General features: G+C 43.4%; 16 protein-coding genes. All 16 read left to right on the top strand.

Annotated elements, in window-relative coordinates:
• The first annotated feature begins 29 nt into the window (after positions 1-29).
• The 16 genes from LG330_RS14155 (at position 30) to LG330_RS14080 (ending at position 19,292) form a co-directional block, all read left to right on the top strand.
• Positions 30-1,331 (top strand): extracellular solute-binding protein, encoded by a 1,302-nt coding sequence (locus LG330_RS14155; protein WP_404404869.1) that lies wholly within the window; start codon positions 30-32, stop codon positions 1,329-1,331.
• A 261-nt stretch (positions 1,332-1,592) separates the two neighbouring features.
• Entirely contained in the window at positions 1,593-2,471 is an 879-nt protein-coding gene (locus LG330_RS14150; protein ID WP_404404866.1) for a carbohydrate ABC transporter permease, read from the top strand.
• Between the two features lie 105 nt (positions 2,472-2,576).
• The gene (locus tag LG330_RS14145) at positions 2,577-3,386 is read left to right on the top strand and encodes a carbohydrate ABC transporter permease (protein WP_404409627.1); all 810 of its coding nucleotides are present in this window, start codon (positions 2,577-2,579) and stop codon (positions 3,384-3,386) included.
• A 204-nt stretch (positions 3,387-3,590) separates the two neighbouring features.
• Positions 3,591-5,738: a glycoside hydrolase family 52 protein gene (locus tag LG330_RS14140; protein ID WP_404404864.1), complete on the top strand. Its 2,148-nt coding sequence runs from the start codon at positions 3,591-3,593 to the stop codon at positions 5,736-5,738.
• Positions 5,701-6,333 carry a YesL family protein gene (locus LG330_RS14135; protein ID WP_404404862.1) on the top strand — a complete coding sequence of 211 codons (633 nt, stop codon included), beginning with the start codon at positions 5,701-5,703 and terminating at the stop codon, positions 6,331-6,333. The genes LG330_RS14140 and LG330_RS14135 overlap by 38 nt, the downstream gene beginning before the upstream one ends.
• A complete protein-coding gene (locus LG330_RS14130) occupies positions 6,245-7,219 on the top strand; it encodes an aldose 1-epimerase (RefSeq protein WP_404404860.1) in 975 nt (324 codons plus the stop codon). The genes LG330_RS14135 and LG330_RS14130 overlap by 89 nt, the downstream gene beginning before the upstream one ends.
• Positions 7,216-8,544 (top strand): xylose isomerase, encoded by a 1,329-nt coding sequence (gene xylA / locus LG330_RS14125; protein WP_404404858.1) that lies wholly within the window; start codon positions 7,216-7,218, stop codon positions 8,542-8,544. Before LG330_RS14130 ends, xylA begins: the two co-directional genes overlap by 4 nt.
• A 66-nt stretch (positions 8,545-8,610) precedes the next feature.
• Positions 8,611-10,119: a xylulokinase gene (gene xylB / locus LG330_RS14120; protein ID WP_404404856.1), complete on the top strand. Its 1,509-nt coding sequence runs from the start codon at positions 8,611-8,613 to the stop codon at positions 10,117-10,119.
• The gene (locus LG330_RS14115) at positions 10,116-11,099 is read left to right on the top strand and encodes an aldo/keto reductase (RefSeq protein ID WP_404404854.1); all 984 of its coding nucleotides are present in this window, start codon (positions 10,116-10,118) and stop codon (positions 11,097-11,099) included. The genes xylB and LG330_RS14115 overlap by 4 nt, the downstream gene beginning before the upstream one ends.
• A 144-nt stretch (positions 11,100-11,243) precedes the next feature.
• Complete coding sequence (gene hpf, locus LG330_RS14110; RefSeq protein WP_404404852.1) at positions 11,244-11,831, top strand: ribosome hibernation-promoting factor, HPF/YfiA family; 588 nt, start codon at positions 11,244-11,246, stop codon at positions 11,829-11,831.
• Positions 11,832-11,995: 164 nt separating this feature from the next.
• The gene (locus LG330_RS14105) at positions 11,996-12,745 is read left to right on the top strand and encodes an SDR family NAD(P)-dependent oxidoreductase (protein ID WP_404404850.1); all 750 of its coding nucleotides are present in this window, start codon (positions 11,996-11,998) and stop codon (positions 12,743-12,745) included.
• Between the two features lie 251 nt (positions 12,746-12,996).
• Positions 12,997-14,034 (top strand): YecA family protein, encoded by a 1,038-nt coding sequence (locus LG330_RS14100; RefSeq protein ID WP_404404848.1) that lies wholly within the window; start codon positions 12,997-12,999, stop codon positions 14,032-14,034.
• Positions 14,035-14,298: 264 nt separating this feature from the next.
• Positions 14,299-15,138: a MurR/RpiR family transcriptional regulator gene (locus LG330_RS14095; RefSeq protein ID WP_404404846.1), complete on the top strand. Its 840-nt coding sequence runs from the start codon at positions 14,299-14,301 to the stop codon at positions 15,136-15,138.
• A gap of 31 nt (positions 15,139-15,169) precedes the next feature.
• Positions 15,170-16,348 carry an N-acetylglucosamine-6-phosphate deacetylase gene (gene nagA, locus LG330_RS14090; protein WP_404404844.1) on the top strand — a complete coding sequence of 393 codons (1,179 nt, stop codon included), beginning with the start codon at positions 15,170-15,172 and terminating at the stop codon, positions 16,346-16,348.
• Positions 16,335-17,075, top strand: a complete 741-nt coding sequence (gene nagB / locus LG330_RS14085; RefSeq protein ID WP_404404842.1) for a glucosamine-6-phosphate deaminase — start codon at positions 16,335-16,337, stop codon at positions 17,073-17,075. Before nagA ends, nagB begins: the two co-directional genes overlap by 14 nt.
• Positions 17,076-17,405: 330 nt before the next feature.
• Positions 17,406-19,292: a hypothetical protein gene (locus tag LG330_RS14080; protein ID WP_404404840.1), complete on the top strand. Its 1,887-nt coding sequence runs from the start codon at positions 17,406-17,408 to the stop codon at positions 19,290-19,292.

Here is a 19,292-nt window from a genome sequence, read left to right as displayed (position 1 = left end):
TTCAAACAAACAAAGGGGGAACACGTTACATGAAAAAGAAAGCGTTATCATTTTCTGCGGCTGCAATGACAGCAGCACTGATCATGGCTGGTTGTTCATCGGGGGAAGAAGCAAGCGGTACAGCAGGGGAGAGCGAAAAGGTTGTGAAGTTCATGCACCTTTGGCCATCAGGCAGCTCTAAGCAGCACAATATGATTGCTTCAGATATTATCGCTGAATATGAAGAAGCAAATCCGGGCGTCACAATTGAAACAGAAGTGCTTGAAAATGAGCAGTATAAAAATAAAATTAAAGTTTTATCATCATCAAACGATCTGCCGGATGTAGGGGTAACATGGGCAGCAGGCTATCTTCAGCCGTTTGTGGAAGGTGAATTGTTTGCACCGCTTGATGATGTACTTGGTGACGGACTTCAGGATCAATTCGTAGCAGGTACAACTGAAGCGTATGCAATTGACAACCAGACATACGGACTGCCGCTTGAACTGAATATTGCACCTGTTTATTACAACAAAGCGATTTTTGAAGAGCACGGTATTGAAATACCTGAAACGTATGATGAATTCAAAGAGGTTGTTGAAAAGCTTGAAGCAGCTGGCGTTGCACCAATCGCACTTGGTAACAAGGACCGCTGGACCGGCTCACTGTGGTACATGTATTTAGCTGACCGCTTCGGAGGTCCGGAAGTGCTGACTCAGGCGATCAACCGCGAAGGCACATTTGAAGACCCTGCACTGGAGCAGGCTGCAGAAGAAATTCAGTGGCTTGTGGATGCAAATGCATTTAACAAAGGCTTCAATGGTCTATCAAATGACGAAGGTAAATCTGAATTTATGAATGGCAACGCAGGCATGTATCTGATGGGGACATGGGAGCTGCCTAACTATACAACGAATGAAGATGTACCACAGGAATTCCGCGACAGTATCGGGTTCTTCAAATTCCCTGAAGTTGACGGCGGAGCAGGCGATATCGACAGCTGGGTTGGCGGACCTGGTGTAGGATTATTCGTCTCTGAAAACTCTGAGGTCCAGGATGAAGCCAAAGAATTCGTTAAGTTCTTCGTTGAAAAATGGGGGGAGCGTTCTGTAACGGATGCGGGTGTGATTCCTGCAACAGTCGTAGATACAGGAGCAGTTGATCTGCCTGAGATGTATATCGACGTACTTAATGAACTGGGCAATGCAAGCAACCTGACATTATTTGCTGATGTGCAGATGAGTGCCGGTGTTGCAGAAACGCACCTGAACCTGATCCAGTCGCTGTACGGTAAAGAAGTGACACCTGCAGACTTTGTCAAACAGCACGAAGAAGCGCTCGCCGCCGAGTAAGCTTCCTGCTGACAATAAGAAGAGACATATCACCAGTTTGGGTATGTCTTTTCTTTTACGTAAAAATCAGGAAAAAGAAGTTCGTTTTATGACGAATGACTGAGATTCTCGTTGCAGGCGGACGCTTTCCACGGCCGGGCGGTGAGCCCCTACGGCTTCGCCGTATGGTCTCACCTGTCCCTTCTCCGCCTGAAACGTAGATCTGCCGCCCACTTTTAAAAATGAGTAACACCGCTCGACAACATGAAAGGAATGATTCATATGGATCAGGCTTTATCAAGTAAAAAAATGATTGCCCTGTATCTGGCGCCAGGTCTGCTTTTACTCCTTGCGCTCGTTTACATCCCGATATTTCAGACCGGCTATTTCGGCTTAATGGACTGGAATGGAATTGGGCAGATGACCTTTATTGGTCTTGAAAATTACACATTACTAATCAGGGACGCAGCGTTTTGGGATAGTGCCTGGCACTCGCTGCTGCTGGCTGTCTTTTCAGCCCTGAGCCTGATCGGCTACCTGCTGATCTCACTTGTTCTTGCCGGCAAAATTAAAGGTGCGAATTTCCTGAGAAAGATTTACCTCGTACCAATGCTGCTTGCTTCAGTTGCGATTGCACAGCTCTGGATGAAAATTTATCACCCGACAAACGGAATTCTGAACACTCTTCTCATCTCTATTGGTATAGAAAATCCGCCGGCGTGGCTTGCAGAACCATCACTTGCGCTGTTCGCGATCTTTATCCCGATCATCTGGCAGTACGCAGGCTTTTATATTCTGATCTATTATGCAGCACTGAAAAACATTCCGGAGTCACTTGTCGAGTCAGCAAAGATTGATGGTGCGAGTGCGTGGGATATTGCATGGAAAATCAAAGTACCACTGATCATGAACGTGATCAAAGTAACGATCGTCCTCGCAGTTGTCGGTTCACTGAAATACTTTGATCTCATTTATGTCATGACAAATGGCGGGCCGAACGGTGCCAGTGAAGTAATGGCATCATACATGTACGGTCAGGCGTTCAGCCGGTTTGATTTCGGTTATGCCAGCGCAATCGGATTTTTCCTGCTCGTGATCTGCCTATTGATCACATGGCTGATCAGAAAAGTCACCGTGTCAGATGAAGATATTCAATATTAAGGAGGCTGCTTTATGCGAAATGAAGCATTGACTGAAAAACAATCCGCATTAGCACGCCGAAAAGCTGCGGAACAAAGTAAGGGGAAGATCAGACATACAATCAGCATGACGCTGCTTTATATCGTGCTTGCGATTGTCGGCGTGTTCCAGATCTTCCCGCTCGTATGGCTCGTTTTATTTTCACTGAAAAACAACCAGGAAGTATTCGAACTCTCACCATTTGCACTCCCTGCAACACCAAGGTGGGAGAACTATATTAGGGTCTGGACAGAAGGCAACATCAGTCAGTACTTTTTCAACAGTGTGCTGTATACAGGTTCAGCAGTACTGCTGACGATTTTGTTTGCAAGTATGGCAACTTTTGCGCTGACAAGAATGAAGTGGAAAAAGAGCAGTCTGTTTCTCGGCCTGTTCATGGTCGGGCTGATGATCCCGATTCATTCAACATTGATCCCGCTGTTTAACACATTTTCAAACCTGGATCTGATTAATCACCCGCTCTCGATTATCCTGACGTACACGGCATTTAACCTGCCGATCACGATTATGATTCTCTACGGATTCTATCAGGTGCTGCCGCGGGAAGTGGAGGAGGCAGCCGTTATGGACGGGGCTTCTGTTCACAGAATCTTTTTCCAGATTACACTGCCGATGACAGCACCCGTGATTGCTACAGCTGCAATTATCAACATGATTTACAACTGGAATGAATTCGTATTTATCAACACCTTTATCAGTGCTGATCAGTTCAAAACGCTGACAGTTGGGATACAGAACTTTATCGGTCAGTACTCAACAGACTGGGGTGCAATCGGTGCAACACTCGTAATCAGTATCCTGCCGATTTTAATCGCATTTATTTTCCTGAGTGACCGGATTGTTGAGGGGATTTCGGCGGGTTCTGTTAAAGGGTAGATTTTAGGCGGCTTGGTTTTAGGTGGATAGGTACAACCTGGCCGGGGAAAGGTACAACCCGGCGCCGAATAGCGACAAGTAGCCAGGTGTATCGCTACAACCTGAAGGGGAATTGCTACATCTCAGGCAACAATTGCGACAAGTCCGCCTCTGCACCAACCAATATACACGACTAAAATACATAAACAAGAAAGGATGACCCACATGAATCAATTTTTCAACGCACATCATTCACCAATTGGCGCGTTTTCAAGCTTTACACTGGGCTTTCCGGGTGCAGGCGGCGGTCTGGATGTCGAACTCGGACGTTCACCTGGGCAAAACGTTTATATTGGACTGGAATCAAAAGAGCGTGAAGGTCATTACGATACTTTTCCATTCTTCCATCAGCTGACTGAGGAAGAAAGTAAGCGTTATGACATCGAAAATATGGATCCTGACCCTGACAAACCTAAAATTCTTCATCAGTACGCTAAAGGTGAAGTAAAGCGTGATTTCAAACTTGGCACTGACACTTTTAAAGCAGGTGATATAGAGCTCGCGATTTATTCAAAAGCTGAGGGCGTACCGGATCCTGACAAGACAAGTGACAAAGAAATGAAAATGGTCGTTGTACCAAGCGTGCTTGCAACACTGACGATTGATAATTCAAATGGCAGCCGCACACGAAGAGCGTTTTTCGGCTACCAGGGCACTGATGCTTATACGTCTGTCAGGAAACTTGATGACACGATAGATGCAAAGGGCTTTGGACAGGGGACATTTACTGCAATCACGACACAGGACCCTGACGCTTACTCTGCGATGCATTTCAGTCTTGAAAATATCCTGACCGATCCACATAAGGAAAACTGGGCGTTTGGCTTAGGGACTGTTGGAACACTCATTATTGACGTGCCGGCAGGTGAGAAGAAGACGCTTGATGTTGTCATCAGCTTTTACAGGGACGGCAATATTACGGCCGGTATGAAGAGCAGCTATTATTACACAAAGCTGTTTGATTCGATTGAAGAAGTAGCCGCTTATTCACATGAGCATTTTGAAGAATTGAAAGAGCGCTCAGTCGCAGCGAATCAGCTCACTGAATCAGAGCACCTGTCAGACGACCAGCGCTTTATGATGAATCATGCGATCAGAAGTTATTACGGGAGCACGCAGTTTTTAGTGCAGGATGGCAAGCCTTTATGGGTTGTGAATGAAGGTGAATACAGAATGATGAATACATTTGACCTGACAGTGGATCAGCTGTTTTTTGAAATGAAGATGAACCCTTGGACAGTTAAAAATGAGCTTGATTTATTTATCGAGCGCTACAGCTATCGTGACGAAGTGAGATTCCCGGGCGAAGAAAAAACATATCCGGGTGGTATCAGTTTTACACACGACATGGGTGTTGCCAATACTTTTTCAAGACCAGGGTACTCATCATATGAGCTGTATGGTATTGACGGCTGCTTCTCACACATGACACATGAGCAGCTTGTGAACTGGATTCTGACAGCGGCTGTTTATGTGAAGCAGTCAGGTGATCAAAAGTGGCTTAAGCAAAATGCCCAGATCGTAAAAGACTGTCTGGAAAGTCTGGTGAACCGTGACCATCCTGAGCCGGCGAAACGTAACGGTATCATGGCGCTCGACTCATCAAGAACGATGGGCGGTGCGGAAATTACAACGTATGACAGTCTGGACGTATCACTTGGTCAGGCGAGAAACAATCTGTATCTTGCAGGGAAAACGTGGGCTTCTTACTTAGCGCTTGAACAAATGCTGAATGAGCTTGACGAGTCCGATTCAGCAAAACAAGCCTACAGTCAGGCTGAAAAAGCGGCGGAGACGATGGTGTCCTTTGCAACTTCAGAAGGCTACATTCCGGCAGTCATGGGTGAAAATAACGACTCGAAAATCATCCCGGCGATTGAAGGTCTTATTTTCCCATATGTACTTGGGATCGAAAAAGCGCTGGATGAGGAAGGACCGTTTAAACACTACTTAGAAGCGCTTCACACTCATTATGATGCAGTACTGAAAAAAGGGATCTGCCTCTTTGATGACAACGGCTGGAAGCTTTCTTCGACAAGCGGCAATTCATGGCTTAGCAAAATATATCTGTGCCAGTTTATTGCCCGGGAAATTATGCAAAAAGATGTCGATTCCTCAGCAGATGCCGCGCATGTGAAATGGCTGACGCATCCTGAACTGTCATTCTGGAGCTGGAGTGATCAGATTATTAACGGGGAAATTGCCGGCAGTAAATATTATCCGCGCGGTGTGACAAGTATTTTGTGGCTCGATGAATCTAAAGGAGATGAGGTTCATGGAAAAGACCCTGAACGGGTTGTACACAATATGTGAATGGATCTCAAAAGGCGCATGGCTGAACCTGATCTGGCTCGGCTATCTGATCGCAGGACTTGGGTTAACCGCTGTGCCGACAGTGATTGCTGCATTCACCGTCATCCGAAAATGGCTGCGCGGGGAAGCAGACTTAAAAATCTGGCGTACGTTCCACACAGCTTTTATCACAGCCTGCATCAAGTCATGGAAGCCGATGGTGCTCTTTACGGGCATACTCATTTTGCTGATGACGCAGGTGGCGTTCTTTGTCATCAGCGGAGGTGCTCATCCGGTGCAGCTCGCAGCAACTGTACTTTTCATCACGCTGATCGGCGGCGTGGCGCTATATCTTTTTCCGGTATGGGTGCACTATGAGCTCAGCTTTATCCAGATGGTGAAACAGGCTGCACTGATCGCAATCATCAGTCCGCTTCATACGTTACTGATGGCATTCAGCGCAGCTGCACTTGTTCTACTGTTTGCAGCTATGCCGGCACTGTTTCCGTTCTTCGGACTCGTCACTTTTGCAGTCGCATTCATGGTGCCGGCCTACCACCGCTTTATTCAGATCAGCAGAAAAAAGGAGGCGCTTCAAACTGGAATGGTTTCATGATGCAATACAACTTAAAAACGAACAGTTAACAGCTGTGATTATTCCGTCTGAAGGTGCCAATATGATGTCTTTAAAAAGAGGATCAACTGAGATTTTACGGGCACCAAGAGATCAGGAAGCTTACTTAAAAAGAAAGATTTTATTCGGTACACCGGTGCTTTTTCCGCCAAACAGAATTGAGGATGGGCAGTTCAGCTTTAACGGCACTGACTATCATCTGCCTTTAAATGAACCTGTACTGAATAATCACATTCACGGGTTTGTCAGTGACCGTCCGTTTAAAATCAAAAGTCAGTCAAAGTCCGCACTGACAGCTGTTTTTGATAGTGCAGATCATCCTGAAATCTCAGAAGGATTTCCACATCATTTTCAAGTGGAGCTTGATTTTGAACTGACAGGCGAATCGCTGACTAAACGCTGCCGGATCAGAAATTCAAGTGACAACGAAATGCCTGCAGGATTCGGCTGGCATACGAGCTTTGTATTTGATGCATCAACTGATATTTTTCAAGCTTCAGTTGATGAGCAGTGGGAGCTGGATGACCGAAACCTCCCGACTGGTAATAGAAGCACTGCGCATATCCCATCGTCTCTTGAAAATGTGATGCTGGATGATGCATATACAGATAACGGTGAACGTAAAGCTTCGATCATCAGACCTGATGAGAGAATCCTTATTGATTATCAAGTATCAGACACGTTTACAAACTGGGTGATATTTCATGAAGGAAAAGGATTTATCTGCCCGGAGCCCTATACATGGATCACAAATGCACCACATTTACAAAACGATCCCGCTTCAGGCTTTCAGGCGATTGCGCCGGGAGACGTGTTAAGTGTAAAAGCATCAATCAATATTAGATTATTAGAGGAGGAAGGCAAATGACACATTTTAATGAAGGAAAGATTCAATTCGAAGGAGCGGGTTCAAAAAATCCGCTGGCGTATAAATATTATAAAGCTGATGAGACAGTGAACGGGAAAACGATGGCTGAGTGGATGCGCTTTTCAGTGGCTTACTGGCATACATTCACGGCTGACGGTACGGATCCGTTCGGTGCACCGACGATGATCCGTTCATGGGACCGTTTCAGCGGGATGGATCTTGCAAAAGCGCGAGTGGAAGCAGCATTTGAGTTTTTTGACAAGCTGGGTGTTCCATACTTCTGCTTCCATGATGTGGATGTTGCACCGGAAGGCAGTTCGCTGAAGGAGTCATTTAAAAACTTTGATGAAATTACAGACATGATTGAGTCCTTTATGAAAACGTCTGATACAAAGCTTTTATGGAATACAGCGAATCTGTTCACACATCCGCGCTACGTCCATGGCGGTGCAACAACGAATAACGCTGACGTCTTCGCTTATGCGGCTGCCCAGGTGAAAAAAGGACTTGATACGGCGAAAAGACTTGGTGCTGAGAACTATGTATTCTGGGGCGGACGTGAAGGATACGAAACGCTTTTAAATACGGATATGAAACTCGAAATGGATAACATGGCGCGCTTCTTTCATTTAGCAGTCGATTATGCAAAAGAGATCGGCTACAAAGGCCAATTCCTGATTGAGCCTAAGCCAAAAGAGCCCACGAAGCATCAGTATGACTTTGATGTGGCAACAAGCCTGTCATTCCTGCAGAAATATGACCTGGCTGATCACTTCAAATTTAACATTGAAGCCAATCATGCAACACTTGCAGGTCACACATTTGAGCATGAGCTGCGCCTTGCAAGAATTAACGGGATGCTCGGTTCAGTTGATGCAAACCAGGGTGACACGCTGCTTGGCTGGGATACGGATGAATTCCCGACTGACCTGTATGCTGCCACGCTTGCAATGGTGGAGATCTTCCAGAATGGCGGACTCGGTTCAGGCGGTCTGAATTTTGATGCGAAAGTGAGGCGGGCATCATTTGCACAGGAAGATCTGCTTGAAGCACATATTGCAGGTATGGACAGCTTTGCGATTGGTGCGAAAGTGGCGGCTAAACTGATTGAGGATCGCGTATTTGAAAGCGTGATTGAAAACCGTTATAAGTCATTTACAGAAGGTGTGGGACTGGATATTATAAATGGAAAGGCTGATCTGAAATCACTGGAACAATATGCGCTGTCACTCGGTGAAATTAAAAATGAATCAGGCAGACAGGAGCGTCTGAAGGGACTGCTGAATCAATATCTGCTTGAGACGCTGTCAGAAGTACGCGTGTAAAATGATCCCCCGGGCAGATTGGTCCGGGGGATTTACATATTTAACACATTAAGAGGAGGAAACAGGATGAGATATGTTGTGGGAGTCGACCTGGGTACAAGCGCAGTGAAAGTGCTTTTGGTAAACCGTGAAGGAAAAGTCGTAAAGGAAGCGTCAAAAGAATACCCTGTGATCAATGCGCAATCAGGATATAGTGAGCAGCATCCGGAAGATTGGGTTAGCGGGACTTTTCAGGCATTAAAGGAAATCACTTCATCACTTGAGCCTGGGGAACGTATTGATGGTATCAGCTTTGCAGGACAGATGCACGGGTTAGTGATGGTGGACGCGCAGGGTGAAATCATCCGTCCGGCAATTTTATGGAACGATACCCGTACAACAGCAGAGTGTCAGGAGATTGTCAGTACGCTTGGAGAGCAGCGACTGTTTGAACTGACAAAAAACCCTGCACTTGAAGGCTTTACTTTGCCAAAAATGCTCTGGGTGAAAAAGCATGAGCCTGAAAACTGGCAGAGACTTCATCAATTTATGCTGCCAAAGGATTACGTCAGATACCGTATGACAGGCGAAATGGCGATGGACCTGTCAGATGCTGCAGGCACACTTTTATTAAATGTGGAAAAGGGTGAATGGAGCAGTGAGGTGCTTGAGGCGTTTCATATAGAAGAAAGCCGGTGCCCGAAGCTGCTGTTTTCAACTGATCAGGCAGGAGAGCTGCTTCCTGACGTAGCAGAAGAAACAGGCCTCCAATCTTCAGTAAAAGTGTTTGCTGGTGGCGCGGATAATGCGTGCGGTGCGATTGGAGCGGGCGTTTTAAAAGAAGGTCTCAGTATGTGCAGCATTGGCACGTCAGGTGTGGTTCTGTCTTATGAAAAAAGGGGGGACCTGGATTTTAACGGTAAGGTCCACTACTTCAATCATGGTATACCAGGCGCTTACTATACAATGGGCGTGACGCTTGCTGCCGGGGATAGCCTCTCGTGGTACAGAAAAAACTTTGCACCGGAGCTGTCATTTGACGAGCTTGTGCAAGAAGCCTCACTGACACCTCCTGGAGCTGAAGGACTCGTGTTCACACCCTATATTTCAGGAGAACGTACGCCGCATGCAGATGCGGGTGTACGGGGCAGTTTTATCGGAATGGATAAACGTCATACGAGAGGTCACTTTACACGTGCAGTACTTGAAGGCATTACGTTTTCGCTAAATGAATCGCTCAGTATTTTTAAGGAGGCGGGCAAATCAATCAATCAGATTGTTTCAATTGGCGGAGGAGCGAAAAGTGAATTCTGGCTCCAGCTACAGGCTGATATTTTTGATGCGGAAATCGTGAAATTGAATTCCGAGCAGGGACCCGGGATGGGGGCTGCTATGATCGCTGCGGTCGGGTCAGACTGGTTCAGTGATTTCAATGAATGCGCAGACCGGTTTTTAGCTGAAGAATCAGTCTACAAACCGAAAGCGGAAAATAATGAATTTTACAAAAATTTGTTTTCTATCTACAAACAGGTGTACAATCAAACTAAAGAATTAAGTCGAATGCTGAATGATGCTAAGGAGCGTGTTATGAAATGAAATACCGTCAATTAGGCAATACAGAGCTCAGTGTGAGTGAACTCAGTTTCGGAACGTGGGCGATCGGTGGTGCCTGGGGGAAGTCGGATGATCAGGAAGCGCTGCGTTCGCTGCATTATGCGATTGACAGAGGTGTGAATTTTTTTGATACGGCTGATGTGTATGGGGATGGTCATAGTGAGGAGCTTCTGGCTAAGGCAACAAAAGGTCAGGAGTCGAGTATTCATATCGCCACGAAATTTTGTCGTGCAGGTGACATTCATGATCCAAAAACATATGAAATGCCGCAGGTTGAAGCATATCTGGATGGCAGTTTGAAGCGTCTTGAGCGGGAGCGGGTTGATCTGTATCAGATTCATTGTCCGCCAAAAGAAATATTAGAGGATGGCAGCGTGTTTGGTGTGCTGGATCAGCTGCAGGAAAAGGGTAAAATCCGCCACTACGGCGTCAGCGTGGAAACCGTTGAAGAAGGACTGATCTGTCTTCAGAATCCGAACGTTAAAAGTCTTCAGGTGATTTTTAATATTTTCCGTCAGAAGCCTTTAGAGGAACTGTTTATTGAAGCGAAGAAAAAAGGAGTGGGAATTATTACCCGTCTTCCACTTGCAAGTGGTCTGCTGACGAATAAATTCAGTCTGGATCATGAATTTGAAGAGGATGATCACCGCAGGTTCAATGAAAACGGTGAACAGTTTAATGTGGGTGAAACCTTTGCAGGACTCGGTTTTAAAAAGGGTGTTGAGCTGACAAAAGAGCTTGAGTGGATCATTGAAGGAAGAGAGAATATGACGCGTGCAGCACTCCGGTTTATTTTAGATCAGGCTGAAGTGACGTGTGCAATTCCAGGTTTTAAAAATCAGTCCCAGATTCAGGAGAATCTTCAGGCGCTGAATACACCTTCTTTTACAAAGCATGAATTAAATCTGCTTCATGACTTTTACCGGAATGAAGTACATCCGCATATCCGCGGGGCATATTAAGAAACATCTGATTGAGGCACAACCCAGTTATTACCGCAATAGATTCGACAAAAAATTAAAAAATCTTTTACGATTAAGAAGGATAAAGCAAGGGTAGAGGAGAAATAGGTAGTATAGCTTTTAAGATTCAAAGGAGGAGTTTACATGTTGAATTATAATATCAGAGGCGAGAATATTGAGGTAACTCCAGCAATCCGCGAATACGTGGAGAAAAAAATCGACAAGCTAGAGCGCTATTTCAACGATACACCTGATGCGAACGTTCACGTTAATCTAAAGGTGTATAACGATAAGCAGACGAAGGCAGAGGTTACAATCCCGATGCCGAGACTGACTCTTCGTGCAGAAGAGCGTCATGAAGATCTGTACGCTGCTGTTGACTTGATCCTTGACAAGCTAGAGCGTCAGATTCGTAAGCACAAAACAAAAGTAAATCGTAAATTCCGTGAAAAAACAAATGAGCCGGAATTTTTCGCTACAACGGTTGACGCGGAAAATGGCATTGAAGAACTTGAGCCGGTAACGGTTCCTGAAGACAGCGACGAAAGCGAATTCGATATCGTCCGTACAAAGACATTCAACCTGAAACCAATGGACAGCGAAGAAGCTGTTCTTCAGATGAATATGCTCGGCCACAACTTCTACGTCTACACTGACGCTGATTCTAACGGTACACATATCGTCTACAAGCGTAAAGACGGGAAGTATGGATTGATTGAAACTGAAGCTTGATTAAATAAAAGGACGTCCTGCGGGGCGTCTTTTTGTGCGACGGGCAGTCGCAAGGAGTGCTGGCTTAGCCAGCACTCTTCTTTTCTCTTTTCAGATAGAGACGTCATTTCTAGAGGCGGGTCTGTCCCGGCTCTACATTCCACCAATTTCAAAGGAGGATTCACATGACAAACAAAGTTGCACTCGTAACAGGCGCTTCAAGAGGCCTTGGAGAAAGTATGGCCGTCAAGCTTGCTGAGGCAGGCTTTAAGGTTGTGATTAATTACAACAGTAATCATGAAAAGGCTGAATCCATTGTTCAGCGAATCAAAAATTCAGGTGGGGAAGCAGTCGCAATTTCAGCGGACGTCACAAACGAAGATGCAGTTAAAAAGCTGATTGCTGATTCGGTAGAAGCTTTCGGTCAGCCGGTTGAGGTACTAGTGAATAACGCAACCGGTCCACAGCCTGAGCTCTCACTTGAAGAGGTCACGTGGGATGACTACCTGGATCAGCTGCATTTTACCGCAAAAGCACCGCTGCTCCTTTTAAAAGAAGTCATGCCTGCCATGAAAGAAAATCGGTACGGCCGTGTGATCAATATTGGCAGTGAAGTAGTCGAAATAGGAAATCCTGAGTTCTCAAATTACGTTACAGCGAAATCGGCAGTGATTGGCATGACACGCTCCTGGGCAAAAGAGTTAGGAAAGCACAATATCACTGTAAACGCAGTTCACCCGGGCTTTATTCCAGTTGAACGTCATGGAGAGGTTACTGAGGAAAGTGCGAGCGATTATCTGCGGGATGTGCCGCTGAACAGGCTTGGAAAACCTGATGAGATCGCAAATATGGTCCGCTTTTTAGCGAGTGAAGAAGGAAGCTTTGTGACAGGTCAGAATATTAATGTGAATGGCGGGAAGACGTTTGGGGTTTAAGTTAACTGCAACAACTTAGTTCGAGATTGGTACAAATTGGAGGAAGATAGAAACAAGTATCCGGGTGTATCACGACATGTCAGGTGCAGATTGCTGCAAATCTCAAGGGTTCTCACTACAACTTCGCCCGGAATTGCTACAAGCAGATGTAAAAACTCGTTAACCTTTCCTGCACAAAATCGGCTCCTTTTTGCGTTCTGCCGCGCCCGTGTTACAATAATGGGTGATTATTTTAAAAAGGAAGTGCCGAAATGCAGGAAATTGGACGTAATGAACCGTGCCGATGTGGCAGTGGTAAGAAATATAAAAAATGCTGTGCAAATAAAGTAGTAAATATTGAAACGATTTTAGTGAAGGAGCAGATGGACCTTCAGCTTGGTTTCTTAAATGAAGCGATGGCGCCAAAGCAGTCTTCATTTAAAAAGGATTATGAATATGTGCTTCAGGAAGTGCAGGAAGTCTTCAATGAGCCTCAATTCCTGACTGTCTTTCTGACATACCTTTTCGGACTGCACGGTGAGCCGTCAAGCTGGGAACAGTTCCTGGATGAGCGTTCGCCTTCAGTAGAACGCCCGCGTCTAAAAGAAATGCTTGAAAACTGGCAGCAGCCAAAACCAGTTGTGGCTGAAGTAACTGACATGGAAGAGCTGACGCGTAAAGTGAGCATGAAGGATCTTGTGTCTGGTGAAACGTATGAAGTTACCATTCCGGACTTCCATTCATGGGCGCCGATTGATTACTTATTTACTCTGCTTCTCCCATTTGAAGATAAGTGGGTGCCATACGGATTTATGTTCCCGTCAGTTTATACGAAAAGTGAAGCAGCAGCGCTTACATCACGCGTTGAAAAGCTGACTGAAAACCGCAGTGAATGGGTTTCGACTGAAGGAGTCGTAAAAGTAATCCGCGCTCTAGTTGGCCGCGAGCAGGCTGGTGAAAATGGAGAGTGGATTGAACAGATGACAGAATCCCTTTCATCTGACCAGCAAAAAGAAGCAATCCATGAGCTGAAAACATTCTGGGATCAGCGTGATGAAGACCTTTCACTATTTGCCTGCCATATCGCATCTGCTTATTTTGCAGAACACGGAACAAAAGTGAGAAAGCCTGCAACCTACCTTGCAACCTTCTCATATCTGATGGCGCAGCACGCTACAGAAACACCAATGACGCAGAAAGAAGCAGGCGAAGCGTTTGACGTAACGGCTTCAAGCGTTTCTTCAGCTGCGCGTAAGGTTGAAGAGTGGTTTGTGAGTGAGCTGGAGGAATTGAAGAAACAATCGAATTAAATTTTAATTTAGTTATAATATAAAAGATTTTAAAAAACGGCACACATATAAATAATGTGCTGTTTTTTTATGTTAAAAATCTGGGTTGCCTTGCAGTAAAAAGTTATATTTTAAAATTTACCTGGAAATAAAATGATGTTTGAACATCATTTTTATATTTATATTGACAATAAACTTTCATTTTCATATACTATGTATAATTTTACAGGTAAAAAAAGTTGTACATAGATGAATATAATTTTATGAATTGAAAGTGGTGATCAAATGAATAAAGCTGTAAAAAGAAGCTTAAAACCATCTGTAGTTATGCTGCAGAAAAAATCTGAATTTACCAAGTCAGATTTGAAAATCTACAATTACATCATTAATCATAAAGAGTCAATTATTTATTATTCTTTGACTGAAATGTCAGATGCCTGTGGTGTGGCAGAGGCTACAATATTACGTTTCTTTAAGAAGTTAGATTATAAAGGCTTTCAGGATTTTAAGTTCATGCTGGCACAGGAAATCTCGAATCTCCCTGAGAAGGGTGAGGAACAAAATTCTATAGAAAAAATTAAATATCACATGATCCAGGCAATAGAAGATTCTGCAGATGTAACTAATGAATCTGTCTTAGAAAGTATTATTGATAAATTAGATGAAGCTGATGATATCGTCATTTATGGTATAGGTGCATCCGGCATTGCAGCAATGGATATGCAAAACAGGTTAATGAGAATTGGTAAACAGGCTCAGGTAGTAACGGATTCCCATTTTCAAATCATGAGAGCTGTTACTTCTTCGAGTGAAACTGTTGTGGTCGCAATTAGTTTGACAGGGAGTACCAGGGACATAGTAGATGCTGTCAAAATTGCATCTGAAAATGGCGCAACGATTATCACGCTGACTAATCATGAAAAGTCGCCTTTAACAAAATTTGCAGATTTCGTTCTATTATCAGCATATAAGGAAAATCCGCTTGATAGTGGATCTCTTATCGCTAAAATTTCTCAGTTATACACAATAGACCTGATTTGTACCGGATTAACGTTGAAAAATTTGGAACAGTCCAAAAAGGTAAAAATGAAAATCTCAGAAAATGCCTCAAGCAAGCTTTATTGATTAGAGTGTGAGATAAGAAAGAAGGTCTGTTATGACGAAGAAGATTTTACGGGGAGCAAGAATTTATGCGAAAGGGCTGAATGTAAGGCATGGTAATTTGCTTCTCGATGGAAGTAAGATTACCGGAATATCGGAATCGATGCCAGATCATTTTAGGGACATAAGCCATGGTACGGAAATGATTAACTTGAAAAAAGAGTGGACAATCATTCCCGGCTTTATTGATCTGCATATTCATGGGTTGGAAAATGTGGATGTCATGGATGGGAATGTTGAGGCGATTCGTCAGATGCAGAAACATCTCCCAAAAGAAGGGACTACAAGTTTTTTAGCTACTACAATGACCCAACATCAGGAATGTATTACCCAGGCAATGAAAACTGTCGATGTGGTGATGACAGAAGAAAGAACCGGGGCGGAAATACTCGGAATACACCTTGAAGGGCCTTTTATTTCACATGAAAAAGCGGGAGCCCAGCCGGTTGAACATATTTGTCCGATTGACCTTAATCTTTTTGATGACTGGAATCAGTATGCAGGAAATCATATTCGAATCGTGACGTTTGCGCCGGAACTATCTGGTGCATCAGCTTTTACCAGACATCTTGTGTCCCGGGGAATTATACCATCCTTTGGTCATAGTAATGCCACTTACAGCATTGCAAATGAAATGATTAATGCAGGAGGATCTCAGGGCACCCATCTATTTAATCAAATGAGTCCAATACATCACAGGGATATTGGCTTAGCAGGTGCTCTTCTGTTAGATGATCGTTGTTATACAGAAATTATTGCAGACGGGACACATATTTCTAAAGAAGCGGTGCAGTTAATTTACGCACTGAAACCACTTAATAGAATTGTATTGGTAACAGATTCAATGAGAGCCAAAGGGCTGCCTGATGGTATTAGCGAGATTGGCGGCCAGAAAGTATTTGTGAAAAACGGGCAGGCAACTCTTGAGGATGGCACGCTAGCAGGAAGTACATTGACAATGATTGAGGCGTTTAAAAATATTATAGAAATCACAGGCTGTTCTTTTGAAGAAGCCATTTCTTTTTGTTCCTTTAATCCTGCAGTCCGACTCGGATTGGAATCTCGAAAAGGTTCTATTAAAACAGGAAAGGACGCTGATTTGGTCGTCCTGGATGAAAATAAAGATATTGTAATGACTTTTTGCCGGGGAGAGTGTACATATGAACGGGATTAAATATAAGTTAAAAGTGATTGAATGTGATACTTATGAAAATCTTAGTAATCATGCTGCAATGATGATTGTACAGCAGATCGCGGAAAAACCAGACAGTGTGCTCGGTCTTTCCACGGGTGGAACACCTGTGGGTATGTACAGAGAATTAATCAAACTTTATCGTTCGAATCATGTTAATTTCGGAGGAGTCAGAACATTTAATCTTGATGAATACGTTGGACTCGCTCCTGATCATCCCCAAAGTTATCACCAATATATGTATCACAATTTATATAAACATGTGAATTTACCGGAAAACCAGCGTTTTATTCCTTCTGGAGAGAAAAAATCAATCAACTCTGAAGTAAATCATTATGAGAAAAAGATTATTGAGAGTGGCGGAATTGATCTGCAAATTCTAGGGATAGGGGAAAATGGCCATATAGGATTTAACGAACCATTTACTCCGTTTAAACAAACCGTTCACACTGTGAAATTAGAAGAGAGTACGAGAAGAGCCAATGCAAAATATTTTTCTTCTATTGAAGAAGTACCTGAGCGCGCCATTACAATGGGGATTGAAACGATTATGAGAAGCAAAAAAATTGTCCTTTTAATATCAGGCTTCAAAAAAAAGCATGCTTTTCAAAAGTTAATGTCCTCACAGATAAGTGAAGAGTTTCCGGCTTCGATTCTGCGTCTTCATCATGATGTCACAGTAATTGTAGAGCGTGATGCCTTGTTTTAAAGACCAAATCAAAGAAGGCAAAGTGTATGAATCTCTAAAATTGAATGAAAGCTTTAACTTTCAGATACTGAGGTTCGTTAACGATTTTTATACCTGGCTGATCAAATAGAAGGAAGAGGATGGGACAAAATTTTGTCTTGTCCTCTTCCTTTTATTCTTGCCATATACATCATTTGAAATTGTATTGTGGGAGTCTTATTTCAAAATAAACAAAATGCATTTATTTAGGAGAAAAAATCTAATTTTAATTTATTGACTAAATATATTCTCCAATATATAATTTTAAAAAGGATATTTTCTGTCAAAAATATTTTTGGAAGAGGTGTGAAATTGTCATTACATATTTTTTCAGACCATAAGAACGTCATTGGATTTCCAAAACACAAAGCAACATGGCCTTTAAACAAATTAAAAGACTTTAAATTTACAGATGTGGATGCGATTGCACTCATTGGGTCAGGAGAAGAAATAATTGATGATGAGGTAATTTCTGCGCTGTGGAAATTTACTGAAGGCGGCGGGAGCTTATATGCAGAAAATCTTGCTGTTTTTGATTTTCCTTCTTCAAGGCTTTTTGGTTTTAAACAGGATTTTTCACCACTTGACCGAACGACTGAAAAACTGGTGGTGGAGCAGGAACTATGCGATGAACTAAAAGGCTACCTTCTCGAGTGGAAAGGGACATATCAGAAAGGGTACTGTACAACAGGTATTCCTTTGTTATCAGTCGGTGTTTTCAAGGACACTCACAGGAATTTATCCAGGATCAGAAATCTTCCAGCGCTTACTCTTCACTTATTAGGTAAAGGAAGAGTTGTATATTCCGCGTTTCCTCTTTTTGGTCAAACATCGTTTTTGGCGTATAGACCGAATCATTTGTGGAACCGCACACTTAAAAAAGTAAGTGAAAAGGCAGGAATTGAGTTCCCTGCAATCAATAACCCTTTAAAAAGAAGTGGATCAACTCCCGATGAATCGATTGAAAGAGTCAATGACTGGTTTATAAAGTCAGGTATTATGCCTCAAATCAATGGAGCTGAGGGTATATATGAAAATATTCATTCATTTTTTCAGCAGGTATCAAAGGATAAAAGACCCGACTGTCATGCTCAGTCAGCTATCATGTTCTATTTGTATGGTAAGTACAAAAATGATGCATCTTCGAAAGAAAGAGCTTTTCAATTAATACATTATTTAATTCGAGAAGGTTATCAGGATACAGATCCCTCATCAGCAAGCTTTGGATTCTGGAAATGGTTTCAGTATCCAGGGGCATTACCTGAAGATATGTTCACTGATGATAATTCCTGGGTTACAATTGCGCTTCTGTTTTTATACAAAGAAACCGGTATTGAAATCTTCAGGGAAAAAGGAATGTTAACAGCACAGGCACTGCTCAGAACGCAGCACGAAAATGGTCTGCGTCCTGAAAATTATAAAGGCTCACTTCTCAGGTCTCAGGGTGAGCATTATATGAATTCCCTTCAGGTCTCAATGAATCCTCATTTTGAAAGTATTGCTCATACGGCTTTTCTGCTTGCTTATCAGGTTTCAGGTGATGACCGGTTTTTGAATACGGCTTATAAGGGGACTGTATATTTATTAGAGCACCTGGATGAAATGAAGTGGATGTATAGTAAAACGTCAGCCTATGCCAGATTTTCTCTCGCAATCAGTGGCTTATTAAAATTTAGAGATGATGAAAAATTGAGAAATGGTCTGTCCCATGTGATGAATTACCTGATCAGTCATCAACATTCTTCCGGAGGTGTGGAAGAAGCTGATAACCCGGATCCTGAACGATATGGTTATGAAGATACTGGCGTGTATATTTATAACGGGGAAGGAATAGCAGATCTGCTTTATACAAATAATTTCATGCTGATGAATGTCTGGGAAGCATGGAAACAAACAGGAAACGAGCAATACTTTGAGTTTTACAGAAAACTTCGTGACTTTCTGGTCAATGTACAAGTGGAAAGTGAGTCCAGCTTGTATCATGGCGGGTGGATGAGAGCATATGACCTTAATCATGGTGAGTATTTCGGAAACAATGGTGATACAGGCTGGGGACCATATTGTATGGAAAGTGGATGGACGAATGGATTAATCGGAACCGGGCTGCTTTTAAGCAAAATGAATATAAGTTTGTTTGATGATGTGCATAAAAAAACCAGGGAGGCGGATCTGCAGAAGGCTTCCGGAAAAGGGGATTGA

This window comes from Jeotgalibacillus malaysiensis (genome assembly GCF_044789845.1).
Classification (GTDB): domain Bacteria; phylum Bacillota; class Bacilli; order Bacillales; family Jeotgalibacillaceae; genus Jeotgalibacillus; species Jeotgalibacillus malaysiensis_A.
The sequence above is the reverse complement of the archived record's forward strand: the minus strand, read 5'-3'. Positions and strand labels throughout refer to the sequence as shown.

Excerpts from the sequence above, each read along its gene's own strand:
- LG330_RS14155 (WP_404404869.1), top strand. The coding sequence starts at position 30 with ATGAAAAAGAAAGCGTTATCATTTTCTGCGGCTGCAATGACAGCAGCA.
- LG330_RS14150 (WP_404404866.1), top strand. The coding sequence starts at position 1,593 with ATGGATCAGGCTTTATCAAGTAAAAAAATGATTGCCCTGTATCTGGCG.
- LG330_RS14145 (WP_404409627.1), top strand. The coding sequence starts at position 2,577 with ATGACGCTGCTTTATATCGTGCTTGCGATTGTCGGCGTGTTCCAGATC.
- LG330_RS14140 (WP_404404864.1), top strand. The coding sequence starts at position 3,591 with ATGAATCAATTTTTCAACGCACATCATTCACCAATTGGCGCGTTTTCA.
- LG330_RS14135 (WP_404404862.1), top strand. The coding sequence starts at position 5,701 with ATGGAAAAGACCCTGAACGGGTTGTACACAATATGTGAATGGATCTCA.
- xylA (WP_404404858.1), top strand. The coding sequence starts at position 7,216 with ATGACACATTTTAATGAAGGAAAGATTCAATTCGAAGGAGCGGGTTCA.
- xylB (WP_404404856.1), top strand. The coding sequence starts at position 8,611 with ATGAGATATGTTGTGGGAGTCGACCTGGGTACAAGCGCAGTGAAAGTG.
- LG330_RS14115 (WP_404404854.1), top strand. The coding sequence starts at position 10,116 with ATGAAATACCGTCAATTAGGCAATACAGAGCTCAGTGTGAGTGAACTC.
- hpf (WP_404404852.1), top strand. The coding sequence starts at position 11,244 with ATGTTGAATTATAATATCAGAGGCGAGAATATTGAGGTAACTCCAGCA.
- LG330_RS14105 (WP_404404850.1), top strand. The coding sequence starts at position 11,996 with ATGACAAACAAAGTTGCACTCGTAACAGGCGCTTCAAGAGGCCTTGGA.
- LG330_RS14100 (WP_404404848.1), top strand. The coding sequence starts at position 12,997 with ATGCAGGAAATTGGACGTAATGAACCGTGCCGATGTGGCAGTGGTAAG.
- LG330_RS14095 (WP_404404846.1), top strand. The coding sequence starts at position 14,299 with ATGAATAAAGCTGTAAAAAGAAGCTTAAAACCATCTGTAGTTATGCTG.
- nagA (WP_404404844.1), top strand. The coding sequence starts at position 15,170 with ATGACGAAGAAGATTTTACGGGGAGCAAGAATTTATGCGAAAGGGCTG.
- nagB (WP_404404842.1), top strand. The coding sequence starts at position 16,335 with ATGAACGGGATTAAATATAAGTTAAAAGTGATTGAATGTGATACTTAT.